At 44.0% G+C, this 13,216-nt stretch carries 13 protein-coding genes and 1 tRNA gene; 11 read left to right on the forward strand and 3 right to left on the reverse strand.

Features of this window, described 5'->3' with window-relative positions; all coding sequences use genetic code 11:
* Positions 1–36: 36 nt before the first annotated feature.
* The 4 genes from ACPEGP_RS11715 to ACPEGP_RS11730 all read left to right on the forward strand — a co-directional run bounded on the left by ACPEGP_RS11715 (position 37) and on the right by ACPEGP_RS11730 (position 3,810).
* Complete coding sequence (locus ACPEGP_RS11715) at positions 37–669, forward strand: LemA family protein (RefSeq protein ID WP_144296370.1); 633 nt, start codon at positions 37–39, stop codon at positions 667–669.
* Between the two features lie 209 nt (positions 670–878).
* Positions 879–2,057 carry a TPM domain-containing protein gene (locus tag ACPEGP_RS11720; RefSeq protein WP_198328667.1) on the forward strand — a complete coding sequence of 393 codons (1,179 nt, stop codon included), beginning with the start codon at positions 879–881 and terminating at the stop codon, positions 2,055–2,057.
* A gap of 86 nt (positions 2,058–2,143) precedes the next feature.
* Positions 2,144–2,668 (forward strand): TPM domain-containing protein, encoded by a 525-nt coding sequence (locus ACPEGP_RS11725; protein ID WP_068408537.1) that lies wholly within the window; start codon positions 2,144–2,146, stop codon positions 2,666–2,668.
* A gap of 143 nt (positions 2,669–2,811) precedes the next feature.
* Positions 2,812–3,810, forward strand: coding sequence for an adenosine deaminase (locus ACPEGP_RS11730; protein WP_286797091.1), 999 nt, complete (start codon positions 2,812–2,814; stop codon positions 3,808–3,810).
* 92 nt (positions 3,811–3,902) lie between these two features.
* On the opposite strand, the gene ACPEGP_RS11735 is transcribed toward ACPEGP_RS11730, so the two are convergent.
* On the reverse strand, positions 3,903–4,703 hold the full coding sequence (locus ACPEGP_RS11735; protein ID WP_423813523.1) for an SIR2 family NAD-dependent protein deacylase: 801 nt from the start codon (positions 4,701–4,703) through the stop codon (positions 3,903–3,905).
* A 35-nt stretch (positions 4,704–4,738) separates the two neighbouring features.
* Between ACPEGP_RS11735 and ACPEGP_RS11740 the strand changes: the two genes are divergently transcribed.
* On the forward strand, positions 4,739–5,104 hold the full coding sequence (locus ACPEGP_RS11740) for a hypothetical protein (protein WP_191691669.1): 366 nt from the start codon (positions 4,739–4,741) through the stop codon (positions 5,102–5,104).
* A gap of 162 nt (positions 5,105–5,266) precedes the next feature.
* Here ACPEGP_RS11740 and ACPEGP_RS11745 read toward each other — a convergent pair.
* Positions 5,267–5,343 (reverse strand) — tRNA-Arg (locus ACPEGP_RS11745).
* 371 nt (positions 5,344–5,714) lie between these two features.
* Between ACPEGP_RS11745 and ACPEGP_RS11750 the strand changes: the two genes are divergently transcribed.
* From ACPEGP_RS11750 to queF, 4 genes are all read left to right on the forward strand, one after another.
* Entirely contained in the window at positions 5,715–6,395 is a 681-nt protein-coding gene (locus ACPEGP_RS11750) for a c-type cytochrome (protein WP_198328663.1), read from the forward strand.
* Between the two features lie 387 nt (positions 6,396–6,782).
* The gene (locus ACPEGP_RS11755; protein WP_423813524.1) at positions 6,783–7,730 is read left to right on the forward strand and encodes an ABC transporter ATP-binding protein; all 948 of its coding nucleotides are present in this window, start codon (positions 6,783–6,785) and stop codon (positions 7,728–7,730) included.
* A 131-nt stretch (positions 7,731–7,861) separates the two neighbouring features.
* Positions 7,862–8,635: an ABC transporter permease gene (locus ACPEGP_RS11760; RefSeq protein WP_068408525.1), complete on the forward strand. Its 774-nt coding sequence runs from the start codon at positions 7,862–7,864 to the stop codon at positions 8,633–8,635.
* A 69-nt stretch (positions 8,636–8,704) separates the two neighbouring features.
* Positions 8,705–9,580, forward strand: a complete 876-nt coding sequence (queF, locus tag ACPEGP_RS11765) for an NADPH-dependent 7-cyano-7-deazaguanine reductase QueF (protein WP_423813525.1) — start codon at positions 8,705–8,707, stop codon at positions 9,578–9,580.
* A 101-nt stretch (positions 9,581–9,681) separates the two neighbouring features.
* Here the strand turns inward: queF and ACPEGP_RS11770 are convergent, their stop codons facing one another.
* Positions 9,682–11,400 carry a proline--tRNA ligase gene (locus ACPEGP_RS11770; protein ID WP_191691674.1) on the reverse strand — a complete coding sequence of 573 codons (1,719 nt, stop codon included), beginning with the start codon at positions 11,398–11,400 and terminating at the stop codon, positions 9,682–9,684.
* Positions 11,401–12,061: 661 nt separating this feature from the next.
* Between ACPEGP_RS11770 and ACPEGP_RS11775 the strand changes: the two genes are divergently transcribed.
* Both ACPEGP_RS11775 and ACPEGP_RS11780 read left to right on the forward strand, forming a co-directional pair.
* On the forward strand, positions 12,062–12,802 hold the full coding sequence (locus tag ACPEGP_RS11775) for a DUF4230 domain-containing protein (protein WP_423813526.1): 741 nt from the start codon (positions 12,062–12,064) through the stop codon (positions 12,800–12,802).
* Between the two features lie 163 nt (positions 12,803–12,965).
* Positions 12,966–13,214 carry a hypothetical protein gene (locus tag ACPEGP_RS11780; protein WP_198328659.1) on the forward strand — a complete coding sequence of 83 codons (249 nt, stop codon included), beginning with the start codon at positions 12,966–12,968 and terminating at the stop codon, positions 13,212–13,214.
* The last annotated feature ends 2 nt before the right edge of the window (positions 13,215–13,216 follow it).

Consider the following 13,216-nt stretch of genomic DNA (forward strand, 5'->3'; position numbering starts at 1 on the left):
CGTTTTGTTTGTTATTTATCATTAGGAGAGTCAACGATGACGCGTAAATCTTTTTTAAAACCTATGTTGCTATCAGCAGTATTAGCGACATCTACTGTTGGTTTGAGCGGTTGTGGCTATAACAATTTGCAGGCGCAAGATGAGCAGGTCACCGCGGCTTGGTCAGAAGTGGTCAACCAATATCAGCGTCGTTCGGACTTGGTGCCAAACCTGGTCAAAGTCGTGCAGCAATACGCTAAGCAAGAGCAAGAAGTATTTACTCAAGTCGCGGCAGCACGTTCACAAGCGGGCGGTATTACAGTCACGCCAGAGCTGCTCAATGACCCTGAAGCAATGGAGCGCTATGCGGCTGCCCAAGATCAGATGACTGGCGCGCTATCGCGTTTGATGGCGGTTTCTGAGCGCTATCCTGAGCTAAAATCTGATGCTTTGTTCCAAGATTTGCAGGCGCAGCTGGAAGGTACAGAAAACCGTATTACGGTGGCGCGTAACCGTTATATCCAAGAAGTTCAAGGTTATAACACTACCGTGCGTCAGTTCCCAACCAATATTACGGCCAAAGTATTTGGCATGGACGCCAAACCAAACTTTAGCGTTGCCAATGAAAAAGAAATATCGACTGCACCAAGTGTCAACTTCGGCGACGATAATGCGCAGACGGCGCAGTAAAGCAAAGTTTTTAGTTTAGGCGTTCTATCTACCATGATGGCGTATAAATGCTACTGTTTATATGACAGTGCGTTTATTTAACAGTCCGTTTATTTGCTCAAAAATGATAGAACGCCTTAATCGTCAGTCGTTTTTTTTGTTGTCGTTTATAGCAGTTGGTTTTGTCGTCATTTATTAGTACAGATGTCATTTGAGGTGGTATAGATTAGATGAAGCATTCAACAGCACTATTATCCGCATTATTATTTACTCTAAGTATTGGGAGTGGCTCGCTGCTGCATGCAGCACCCGATGCTAATAATAATACGGCGGTTGCTAGCGATAGCACCTCAGATATGCAAAACCGTAGTGTCGAGGAATTGGTAGCGATTGCAAAAGCTGCCGAAACTAATGAAGCCATCAACGATGCCGTCTTAGGTAACGAAGCAATTAACGAAGCTGTTCTTGGCAATGATGCTATCAATCCTAATGCTGCTAATTCCGATAGTAATACGACCACCTCAACAACTTCTAATCGTCCGCCTGTACAATCAAGCGCTCAGGGTGTCGATGCCGATAAGCTCATCTTAAACTCGCCAGTTATCGACCAAGCCAATATCTTAAACCCGCAAGAAAAGCAGCGTTTAGAGGCGCAGCTAAGAGGCATTTATCAGCAAGGTTTGGCGCAAGCTGCGGTGGTCATTGTACCGACCACCAATGGCATGCCAATCTTTGATTATGCGCTACAAGTTGCCGAAAAATGGCAGCTGGGTAATAAAGATATTGACGATGGCCTGCTAATGGTCGTTGCCGTTAATGACCGCAATATCTATATTTTAACGGGTTACGGACTAGAAGGGGTGTTGCCAGATTCGGCGGTCAACCGTATTATTCGCGAAGACATCACACCACTATTTAAGCAAAATGACTATGGCGCTGGGATATTGGCGGGCATTGGCGCGCTGCAAACGCGCCTGACCGCTGATCCTGAAGTATTGGCGCGTGCCGATGCGCAAGCGGCCGAACGCAGTCAAAATCAAAATGACATTGGTGATAACCCATCGCCAGTGTTTTTATTTGTCATGGCAATGATATTTGGTAGCTTTATTACCAGTATCTTTGGGCGCATCTTTGGTTCTATCCTGACCGCTGGCGGTTTCTTTGTAGGCTCGCTGGCCTTGGGCGGCGGTTTCTTTATGACGTTAATTATGGCGATATTTATATGGCTGTTTTTAATTTCGCGTGGCTCAGGCGGTGGTCGTGGAGGACGCGGCGGTGGCGGCGGTATAGTATTCCTGCCCGGTATGGGCGGTGGTAGTGGAGGTTTCGGCGGCGGAGGTTTTGGTGGTGGCGGCTTCGGCGGCGGTGGCGGCGGCTTTGGCGGCGGCGGGGCAGGCGGCTCTTGGTAGAGGCGATTTCTATAAGAGTAAGAAGGGTAAATTAGGCTCAGACATTAGAAAATTGCCAGCAATGGCGTACTTGAGGATATAATATAATGGTAAAAAGCAATTCGTCGCAGGCAAGTTTTGCGCGTTGGTGGCGTCAAGTACTGTTTGTCCCTATGTTGCATAGCAAGTGGCTCACGCCCGCGGCCAAAGCTCGGCTGACAGAGCAGGTGACGCTGGCTGAGCGCGGACATCGCGGCGAGGTGTTTTTAATTATCGAAAATCACTTACCTATCCAAGATGCTTATCATCTTGACTGCCGCGATCGAGCAATTGATTTATTTAGCGAATATCGCGTGTGGGATACCGAAGAAAATACCGGCGTTTTGATTTATGTCAATATTTGCGAGCACAAGCTAGAAATCGTCGCTGACCGCGGTATCAGCACACATGTCAGTCCAACTGTTTGGAGCGCCATGTGCGAAAAAGCGGTCTCAGGTATCGCCAATCAAAAAACTGAAGAAAGCCTGATGGAGTTATTGGATGAGGTAGGTCAGTTGTTGCGTCAGTATTATCATCTTGAACATGACCCTGCTGGCAATGAGCTGTCCGATACTGTGGTGTTTTTAAAATAGCAATTTTCCAAAATAATAGTTTCCAAAATAATAGTTTCCAAATTAGCAGTTTCTTTATTAACAATTTTACAAACTAACAGTATTTTTAAAATAACGCTTAAAGAAATAACAAGTAAGTTTAGATACAGGACCATGCCAATACCATGATTGAGCTGATAAAAAAATTGCCGAAAGCAGAGCTGCATTTACATATCGAAGGCTCATTAGAACCGGAGTTGATGTTTAGACTGGCGAAAAAGAACAATATCGCTATCCCTTATAAGGATATCGAAGACGTCCGCCGTGCCTATAATTTTACCAATCTACAAACTTTTTTAGATATCTATTATGCGGGCGCCAACGTTCTGATTACCAAAGACGATTTCTATGATTTAACGTGGGAATATATTTTAAAGTGTGTCGAAGATAATGTCGTCCATACGGAGATATTTTTTGATCCGCAAACTCATACTGCAAGAGGGGTTGAGTTTGCGACAGTCATTACTGGTATTAAAGAAGCGCTTGCCGATGCCAAAGAAAAATACGGCATCACCTCTTGTATTATCATGTGCTTTTTACGCCACTTATCGCAAGAAGAGGCGTTTGAGACTTTAGAGCAAGCAATGGCGTTTAAAGACGATATTATCGGCGTCGGTCTGGATTCTTCAGAACTGGGCAACCCTCCCGCCAAGTTTAAAGAAGTGTTTAAAAAGGCCAAAGAAGCGGGCTTTAAGCTGGTCGCTCATGCTGGCGAGGAAGCAGATTTTTCTTATATTTATGAAGCGTTAGATTTATTGCAAATCAATCGCATTGATCATGGCGTACAATCGATAAAAAGTGCAGCGTTGATGCAACGCCTAAAAGACGAGCAAATGCCGCTGACAGTTTGCCCCAATTCTAATATTGAGCTCAAGGTATTTGAGAGTTACAAACAGCACAATATTAAAGAGCTGCTAGACTATGGCTTAAATGTCAGCGTCAACTCTGATGATCCGGCTTATTTTAAAGGGTATATGAATCAAAACTTTATCAATATATGCAACCATCTACCGCTGACAGAAAATGATATTATTACTTTGGTAAAAAACTCTTTTAGATCTTCATTTATAGATAATGAATTAAAAGAGAAATACCTAGCGCAAGTGGATTTTGCTCTGCAATAGAGTGAGTAAAGTTATTTTCAATAGTTAAGACTTAACGGTTATATAAATCGTTAAGCCTTTTCCTTTTTTACAAAGTGCTTTTTAGGCGACAGTTACATGGCCGTAATTTTCTGGATTAATAACGGCATAATAATCCCAGCCTTTTCTGCTAGAGTAATATCAACAATGGTATTTGGCGTTGGATGTGGGTTTATCTCGATGATTTTAGCGCCGTTATCTTTTGCCAATTGTGCGAGACCTGCCGCAGGATAAACGAGACTTGAGGTGCCAATACTCATAAACACCTCACTATTGGCCGCCGCGTCCTCCGCTGTCTGCCATGCTTGTACAGGCAACGCCTCGCCAAACCAGACGATATCGGGACGTATATAGCTTTCACAGTGCGAGCAAGTAATCAGAGCGTCACTATAATCTATGGTATCAGCACTATTATATGAGCCTCTAGATTGCTCTTGGTAGGGCGCATCGCATTGACTGCAGCGATTTTGCCAAAGATTGCCATGTAAATGGGTGACACTACTACCAGCCTGCTCATGCAAATCATCCACATTTTGGGTAATAAGCGTCAATTGCTGATCGGTAGATTGGCTATGATATTGCCACTGCGCTAAAGCTTCATGGGCAGGATTTGGTTTTTTCTCAGCGACCAAATGCCGGCGCCACTGATACCATGACCACACCAGTTTTGGGTCGCGAGCAAAAGCCTCAGGCGTTGCCAAGTCCTCAGCCACATAGTTTTCCCAAAGGCCTGTTTGCTTATCTCGAAACGTTGGAATGCCACTTTCTGCTGAAATTCCAGCGCCCGTTAAAATACAGATGCGCTGTTTTGAGCCCAGCAATTTGGCAGCGCGCTCGACTTCGGCTATTAACGCAGGTGATAATTCTGTTAACATGAGCCATCCCTTTTTAAGATTGGATATAGATTTCTATGATAGATGGTATTTGGTGGCTTGTCATATTGCTCGCAGTTGTCATGGGACTATGGTTATTGGCAAAATCGCGCGCGCCTAAAGCCGCCGATAAGCACAACCTAAAGTCGGGACGCGCAAAAACACCACTCAATGATGGGCTACAAAGAACTGCAGAGTTGGTTAAGCAGCATTTTCCTGATTACCGTGTCAACCGTAAAGCCAATCATTTACTGGTTAGGAAGCAAGATAAAAAAGTGGCAATGATTACCATTGATAAAAAGCTTGCCGCCGGTCAGCGCCGCTTGGGTGACGTACCTGTGATTAATTATCACCGTGTACCTAGCCGCGCTCAGCTAATGGCAAATTTGCAAGATGCGGAATAGGTTTTTACAAATTAAATAGATTTAACAACTTTATATACAACATTTTATCGTTGTTAGCGCACAGTAATAGGCAGCAGTTAACAGCGTAAAGCGTTGCCGTTAAAGTGTTATGAGATAATAGGTAAGACTAGAAAAGGGTAAAACACGACTGATTATGATGATTGGTGCGCTCGGCGGGAATCGAACCCACGACCCTCGGCTTCGGAAACCGATACTCTATCCAACTGAGCTACGAGCGCATAATTGATCGACTAAAATCCAATAAACTGATGACGTGTATAAATAAGTGCAATTGGTTGTCGTTAGAACGAAAAGGCGTCTAAAAATTAAGACCGCTTAGTCTAACAAATAAAAGTCATAAAGCCAATGAATGAAGGCCGCTATTGGCGTTTTTTAAGAAAAAACACCATAGTCGGCAAACAGGCATGGCAATCTACCCGTCTTTTCCCTTATAATGTCAGGGAGAATTCATATTTATAATCACCGATTACAAGCGCGCCCGTATGCGGGATGGCTGTTTGCTATTGATAACTGCTTGGTTATCAAAGGAGGACAAACAGAATGTCCAAGTCGTGTCGGCCCTTGTATACGCAATAAGAGAACGTGACGAATGAGAAAAGTAGTTATGTTATCGGCAGCTGCCATTCTAGGAATCGCTAGTATCGCTGTGAGCCAAGCCGAAAGTGTTGTAGACACGCCTGTAACCGTATCTGATGTCGCAGAAGGGCAAGAGGTTGTCGATAACTTGCCTGAAAAATTGGGTGACGATACCAAAGCTGCTGCTGATACTACCGATGGCGCTGCAGCTACCGATGAAGCTGCGCAAGCAGACGCGACCGATGCAGATGCTCCTGCTGAAGAAGCAACAGCCGCTGCCGCACCTGCCGCTGAAGAAGAGCCTATTCCGCAAGATACGCCACAAGTACAAAAGCTCATCGCTTTGTATCCTAACTTGATTGCTCGTATTCAGCCGGTTGCTAAAGTCTGCTTTGAGGACGACGAAGTATGCGACGTCACTGCACGTTCTGCAGGGCCAGCAGCAGGTGATGGTCCGCGTGATGGTAAAGCCGTTTATAACGCTGTCTGCCAAACGTGTCACGCCTCAGGCTTACTTGGTTCGCCTATGCTAGGTGATGCAGGCGCTTGGGGTCCTCGTATCGCTAAAGGTAAAGATACCTTGTATACCCATGCTATCAACGGCTTTAACGCTATGCCTGCTAAAGGTGGCGCTGACATCCCTGATGAAGAAGTGCAAAGCGCAGTAGATTATATGGTTGATGAAGCAAGCTAATTGCCTGTGCCATGTGCAAAAGAGCAATAGAAAAAAGTAGGAGACGGTAAAGTAGCTATCGTTTCCTATTTTGCTTTTTTATGATTATTCTGCTTAATATAGTCAAAATATTCTAAAAACGCTACAGTATTGCGAATAACAGCAGTCATATCTAGAAGTTTATAAAGCGTCTATTTCATTTAATGAGGTAGGCGTTTTTTTGTGGGCGTCGATTGATATTATTAATATCGTGGTTATATCATCCTAATGTTGAAATCCGTGACCGTGAGCCTCACATCTAGACACTAGACTCGTCGTAAGAGACGAGAGCAAATATGAGAGAAACTAACTTTTCCCGAATCGTCTTCTATATTCCTTTATAGATACATCACTAATAAAGAGGTATTCATGTCTGAGGTGCCAGCGCTATCTATCCAGAACTTATCTAAAACCTATGGCAACGGGTTTTCGGCATTAAAAAATGTCAGCTTGACAGTGCCACAAGGTGGATTTTTTGCGCTCCTTGGGCCAAATGGTGCGGGCAAATCAACGATGATTGGTATCATTAGCTCCCTGTTTAAGCCAACGGCGGGTAGTGTGCATATCTTTGGTACTGACTTATTGGCTGAACCTTCAAAAGCCAAACAGTTTTTGGGCGTGGTACCGCAAGAATTTAACTTTAATCAGTTTGAAAAAGTTGAAGATATTTTGATTACTCAGGCCGGCTATTTTGGTATTGCAGCAAAAGAGTCTAAGCCGCGAGCAGAAAAACTGCTCAAAGCATTAGGCTTATGGGATAAGCGCGATAATAAAGCGCGCGAGCTATCGGGCGGTATGAAGCGCCGATTGATGATTGCGCGCGCCTTGATTCATAAACCAAAGCTATTGATACTCGACGAACCAACGGCTGGGGTTGATATCGAGCTGCGCCGCTCGATGTGGGAATTTATGCAGCAGATTAACGTTGAAGAAAATACCACGATTATTTTGACCACCCATTATTTGGAAGAAGCAGAGCAGCTTTGTAAGCGTATCGCTATCTTAGATCATGGTGAGATTCGTATTAATACGGAAATGAAGGATTTACTTGCGCAGTTATCGGTCGAAACTTTTGTCTTTGATTTGGCGACGCCATTGACCAAACAAATTGCTTTAACAGGGGTCACTGACACGCTACAACCCGATGATTTAACGCTTGAAGTGACCCTGACAGAAGGGGAGTCGCTAAACGGTGTCTTTGAGCAGTTGTCTAAGCAAGGCGTTTTGGTCGCCAGTATGCGTAATAAAGCCAACCGTTTAGAAGAGTTGTTTATGCGCTTGGTCGATAAAAGCTTGCATGAACCTTTAAGCTCGTAGGCTGTTTTATTCATAATTTCTCGATTTACCCACATAAATAGACCACTATAAATATAGCAACCATATAGGCAATCTGCGGGCCGTGATAGCGTTTTGATATTAGCCTGTAGACTGCTTAGGAGAGATAACGCATGAACTTCGCACAACGCTGGATTGCTTTTCGCACCCTGCTGATTAAAGAGATTCGCCGCATATTACGCATTTGGCCGCAGACATTATTGCCGCCAGTTATTACGATGAGCCTGTATTTTGTCATCTTTGGTAAAATGATCGGTTCGCGCGTGGGCGAGATGGGCGGTGTGCCATATATGCAGTTTATCGTGCCCGGTTTGATTATGATGGCAATTATCACTAATAGTTACTCGAACGTGGTCTCGAGCTTTTTTAGTGCCAAGTTTCACTCAAGCATTGAGGAGCTGTTGGTATCGCCAATCTCTAAGCACGCTATTTTGACAGGTTATATCAGTGGCGGTATTTTCCGCGGACTGGCGGTTGGGGTCATCGTCTTTATTGTGGCGTTATTTTTTACCAAGCTGGGTATTGAGCACTTATTTATCACCCTATTTACGGTGATTGGCACCTCGGTTTTATTCTCGCTTGGCGGCTTTATCAACGCCGTATTTGCGCGCTCATTTGATGATATTTCTATTATTCCAAGCTTTGTCTTGACGCCGCTGACCTATCTTGGCGGGGTGTTTTATTCGATGGAAAATTTATCACCATTTTGGCAAAATATTTCGCTGTTAAACCCAATTGTCTATATGGTGAACTCTTTCCGCTACGGTATCCTTGGCTATTCTGATGTCAATGTATGGTATTCGATGGCGGCTATCTTTGCTTTTTGCGTCATTTTTTATATCATCTCTTATCGACTATTAAGTGATGGTTCGCGTATTCGTTTATAAGTTAGGGCGAGTTCTATTTATAATCTCTAACATCTTAAATATCATCAGTTTTACTATTAGGAAGTAGCCATGAGTATTCACGGTATTTTAGGCGAACAAACCACTGATTATCCAACTGAGTATAGTCCCGAGACCCTCTATCCAATAGCGCGCAATCTAGGGCGCGATGTGATTGGCTGGCAAGATGATAAGCTAGCAGTGGGCGTCGATTGGTGGCACGCCTTTGAGCTATCTTGGTTAAATGCACAAGGTGTTTCACAAGTGGCTATTGCGCGCTTTGCTATTCCTGCCAGCTCGCCATTTATCGTCGAATCAAAGTCATTAAAACTATATTTAAATAGTATTAACTTTACCGAGTTCGCTAGTTGGAATGAAGTACAAGCGCTGATTGCTAAAGATTTATCATCATGCGTACAAGCAGAAGTAACCGCTCAGTTGTTTGGCTTAGACGATAAGCATTCAGGGCTGTTAATTGCTCAACCTGAGGGGGTTTGTATTGATGACGCGCTTGCCAATAGTAGCGAGAAAGTCGCGCTAACGGAACATCCTGACGCGTCATTGCTAGAGAGCAAGGAAGATGATAATAAAGTAGCAAGCAACAATACGGCGGAAGTTGCTCAGCCTTATACTTTTTATTCTAACTTGCTGCGGAGTAATTGTCCGGTGACCAATCAGCCCGATTGGGGGACGTTAGCGGTTTCGATTACTAGTAATAAAGCATTTGATGAAGCAAGTATGTTACGTTATATTTTAAGTTTCCGTCAGCATAATGGCTTTCATGAGCAGTGTGTCGAGCAAATATTTGCTGATTTAAGCAAACATTATGAGCCAAGCGAGCTGATGGTGCGTGCGTGGTATACACGTCGCGGCGGTATCGATATCAATCCTTGCCGCGTCAGTGATATAAAGTTATTACCGCAGCCAAGTCGTTTAATTCGCCAGTAAGGTAATGGTCTTATTTAAATTGATTTTGCAGCGTTTGGTTTAAAAAAAGCGCCTATCTGATTCAGATAGGCGCTTTTTTATTGAGCAAGTTTTATTAAAAACTATTTGCCGCTTACTTTTGCCATCACTTCTTCGCGGCTCAGCATTTGCTTTTCTGTTTCACGGCGATTGACGTATTCGTATTTGCCTTCAGCCAAGTTACGGTCTGAAACCACGATACGATGCGGAATACCAATCAATTCAAGGTCAGCAAACTTCACGCCCGGGCGCTCATTACGGTCATCAAGTAGGACGTTAACCCCTTGAGCTTTTAGCTCTTCATACAGCGCGGTCGCCGTCTGCATGACGGTGTCTTCTTTTGACTTCATCGGTATGATAGCGACTTCAAACGGCGCAATTGAATCTTCAATGCTTGGCGTTTGTGGCCACATAATGCCGTTTTCATCGTTGTTCTGCTCGATAGCAGCTGCGATGATACGACTAACGCCAATACCATAACAACCCATCATCATGGTCACAGGCTTGCCATCTTCGCCAGAGACAGTCGCATTCATCGCTTGCGAGTATTTATCACCCAACTGAAAGATATGACCGACTTCGATACCGCGTTTGATTTTTAGGCTGCCTTTACCGTCAGGAGAAGGATCGCCTTCTTGTACATTGCGCACATCAACGACGCGGGTAATACTGGCGTCACGCGCCCAGTTCATACCGATGGTATGTTTATTAACTTCATTGGCGCCCGAGACAAAATCTGACAAAGACGCTGCCGAGCGATCGACAAATACGGGCATATCCAAATCAACGCCGATATAACCTTTATGCAAACCAGCGGCTTTAAGCTCTTCATCGGAGGCCATCGTTAGCGGTACATTGGCTTCTTCAATTTTCTCCGCTTTAATGGTATTTAGCTGATGGTCACCGCGTAAGACTATCGCGATTAATTGCGGCTCATCATCTTCGGTATGACCATGGACAATTAAGGTTTTTACCGTGGTTTCTAATGGTACGCCTAGATGCTCAGCAACCATTTTACAGCTGGTCATGTCTTCCGTTAAAACGTCTTCTCGCGCCATTTTTGGTGGCTGACGCTCAGCGGTGCTGACCGATTCGGCAAGCTCAACGTTGGCTGCATAATCAGAAACGTCAGAGAAAGCGATATCATCTTCACCGCTGTCTGCCAACACATGAAACTCATGCGACGCAAAACCGCCGATAGAACCGGTATCCGCTTGCACGGCACGGAAATCTAAACCCAAACGGGTAAAGATGCGCGTATAAGCGTCGTACATCTCATGGTAAGTCTTTGCCAAAGACGCTTGGTCAGCGTGGAACGAGTAAGCGTCTTTCATGGTAAATTCACGCGCACGCATCACGCCAAAACGCGGACGAATCTCGTCACGAAACTTACCTTGGATTTGGAAAAAGGTAATCGGCAACTGCTTATAACTGCGCAGCTCACCTTGAGCAAGGTTGGTGATGACTTCTTCGTGTGTCGGACCCAAGACAAAATCGCGGTCATGACGGTCTTTAAAGCGTAACAGCTCAGGACCATAGTCATTAAAACGCCCGGTCGTTTGCCAAAGCTCGGCAGGCTGGGTCATTGGCATCAGCACTTCTTGAGCGCCGACGTTTTGCATCTCTTCGCGAACGATGCGTTCGACTTTTTGCAACACGCGCAAACCCATCGGCAGCCAGATATACAATCCAGAAGCGATTTTACGAATAAGACCTGCTCTTACCATGAGTTGGCTTGAGGCGATATCAGCGTCGCTGGGCGTTTCTTTTAGCGTGGCAAACAAAAATTGACTGGCTTTCATAAATAAAGCGGAACCTTATCAACGATAAAATAAATAAGAAATAGGAGGATATTTAGCGTGTGCTTTGATGGCCGACGCAAGCTTACCTTTTATCACTTGGTAATAGTCTAGGACCTGCCTAGCTAAAAAGTACTGCAACAAGCAGCACGTTATTAGAAAGTGCGTTTATAAAACGCCTTACAAAAAGGGTGAAACTTTTATTTTTGTATGAATACATCCATATCGACAGCGTCATATTTTTGGTAAAAAAGCCAGAAAAATGGGTGCATGCCAACATTTTGCTTATACAATCTGACTATGTTAGGTAAAGTTCGCCTAAGACGCAATGACTTTTTGTTGATTCAGCTTAAACAGTGGCTAAACTCAATAATAATGCTAAAAACAAGCTGATTTTTTAACTCAAAATCTGCCAGTTTTTGAGACTCAAAGATAAAATTTTAGTTAGCTGATAAAGCAGCACGATTTATAGATTTTGCACATAAAAGAATAAAGGGATAAATAGTGAAGCAAAAGCTATTTTTTAAAGTGGCATCGAACTCATCAATTATGTAGGAGAATGGTAGTAACTGCTTGAAATGCTTATAAACAAATAGCATTAAAGGCTTAGTATTTAGCAATTTTATGCTGATAAGAATTAATATAAAACCTTGAGGTAGTTTACATGGTCAACCCTGATAGCCACTCTTCAGTAGATAAGAATAATGCCAAGCGCCCGCAAGCGAAAAAACCCATCTCGATGCTATCGTGGCTGGTATTACTTATCGGTCTTGCCGCGCTCGCTTTTGCGATTTATAGTCTGCAAAACCTCACTAAGGAAGAACCGATAGAAACCATTACCCGTGAAGGGGTGGTGATGCAAATTCAAAAATTAAATCGTTTAGAGACGGTGGCATTCAGTGTCGATACCGTTATTACTAGCCAAAAGCCAGGCAGTTGGATGAAGCTGTGGCAAGATGAGCAAAAGGGTTTGTTTATTGCACGCGGGCGCGTAGAAGCAGGGATTGATTTGAGTGCATTAACGCCAGAGATGGTACAGGTGGTGCAGCCAGAGATTGATGTTGAACAGGTGCAGGAAGCTGATGCTAATACACCTGTTTCAATGTTGCCGCAAATCAATATTACCTTGCCGCCGTCAGAGATATTTTCTGTTTATTTAGACGATATCGAAATCTATGATTGGCAAACGGGCGCTTTTGGTATGATGCAGGTCGATCCAAAAATCTTGCAACAAGCGCAAAGTATGGCGAAAAAAGAAGTCCTTGAGCGTGCTTGCCGCGGTGATGTGATGAATCTGGCATTAGAAAATGCGCAAACCCAATTGCAGCAGTTATTTTCATTGACGGGCGCTGTGGTAACGGTAACCACGCAGGGCGCAGGCGCGTGTCAAATGCCAACGGCTTAATACTTAAAATGGTTTAACGAACCACTACGCCACTTAACAGATGTTGCTTGAATTTATTGGTAATAGGGTTACTATATTATATAGCAGGACTTATTTATCATTAACGACAGCCTTATAAATACTGTCGTTGAAATAAGCTTATATGATATAAGAGGTGGCATCTATGACAACTTCCAATAATCAGCCCTCCGTTCATGAGAAACACGAATTAATCAAGCAGCCTAAAGCAAAAGAATCGCTACCTTTTGCGACGTGGGTGCTGCTCATCATAAGCTTTACTTGTCTTGCGTATGCTATTTATACCATTCAGACACGAATAGTAAAGCCAACTATCGATATCGATAGTGCAGCACAAAGCAGTTTGGTGCAAACTGGCAGTGTGCCACAAGAGGTAGCTCAAGTAGAAAACTAGCG

Origin of the sequence: Psychrobacter sp. 219-2-C, from assembly GCF_049560815.1 — a bacterium.
Classification (GTDB): domain Bacteria; phylum Pseudomonadota; class Gammaproteobacteria; order Pseudomonadales; family Moraxellaceae; genus Psychrobacter; species Psychrobacter faecalis.

What these genes read in the sequence shown, in the direction of transcription:
- ACPEGP_RS11715 (WP_144296370.1), top strand. Translation starts at nt 37, where the DNA reads ATGACGCGTAAATCTTTTTTAAAACCTATGTTGCTATCAGCAGTATTA.
- ACPEGP_RS11720 (WP_198328667.1), top strand. Translation starts at nt 879, where the DNA reads ATGAAGCATTCAACAGCACTATTATCCGCATTATTATTTACTCTAAGT.
- ACPEGP_RS11725 (WP_068408537.1), top strand. Translation starts at nt 2,144, where the DNA reads ATGGTAAAAAGCAATTCGTCGCAGGCAAGTTTTGCGCGTTGGTGGCGT.
- ACPEGP_RS11730 (WP_286797091.1), top strand. Translation starts at nt 2,812, where the DNA reads ATGATTGAGCTGATAAAAAAATTGCCGAAAGCAGAGCTGCATTTACAT.
- ACPEGP_RS11735 (WP_423813523.1), bottom strand. Translation starts at nt 4,703, where the DNA reads ATGTTAACAGAATTATCACCTGCGTTAATAGCCGAAGTCGAGCGCGCT.
- ACPEGP_RS11740 (WP_191691669.1), top strand. Translation starts at nt 4,739, where the DNA reads ATGATAGATGGTATTTGGTGGCTTGTCATATTGCTCGCAGTTGTCATG.
- ACPEGP_RS11750 (WP_198328663.1), top strand. Translation starts at nt 5,715, where the DNA reads ATGAGAAAAGTAGTTATGTTATCGGCAGCTGCCATTCTAGGAATCGCT.
- ACPEGP_RS11755 (WP_423813524.1), top strand. Translation starts at nt 6,783, where the DNA reads ATGTCTGAGGTGCCAGCGCTATCTATCCAGAACTTATCTAAAACCTAT.
- ACPEGP_RS11760 (WP_068408525.1), top strand. Translation starts at nt 7,862, where the DNA reads ATGAACTTCGCACAACGCTGGATTGCTTTTCGCACCCTGCTGATTAAA.
- queF (WP_423813525.1), top strand. Translation starts at nt 8,705, where the DNA reads ATGAGTATTCACGGTATTTTAGGCGAACAAACCACTGATTATCCAACT.
- ACPEGP_RS11770 (WP_191691674.1), bottom strand. Translation starts at nt 11,400, where the DNA reads ATGAAAGCCAGTCAATTTTTGTTTGCCACGCTAAAAGAAACGCCCAGC.
- ACPEGP_RS11775 (WP_423813526.1), top strand. Translation starts at nt 12,062, where the DNA reads ATGGTCAACCCTGATAGCCACTCTTCAGTAGATAAGAATAATGCCAAG.
- ACPEGP_RS11780 (WP_198328659.1), top strand. Translation starts at nt 12,966, where the DNA reads ATGACAACTTCCAATAATCAGCCCTCCGTTCATGAGAAACACGAATTA.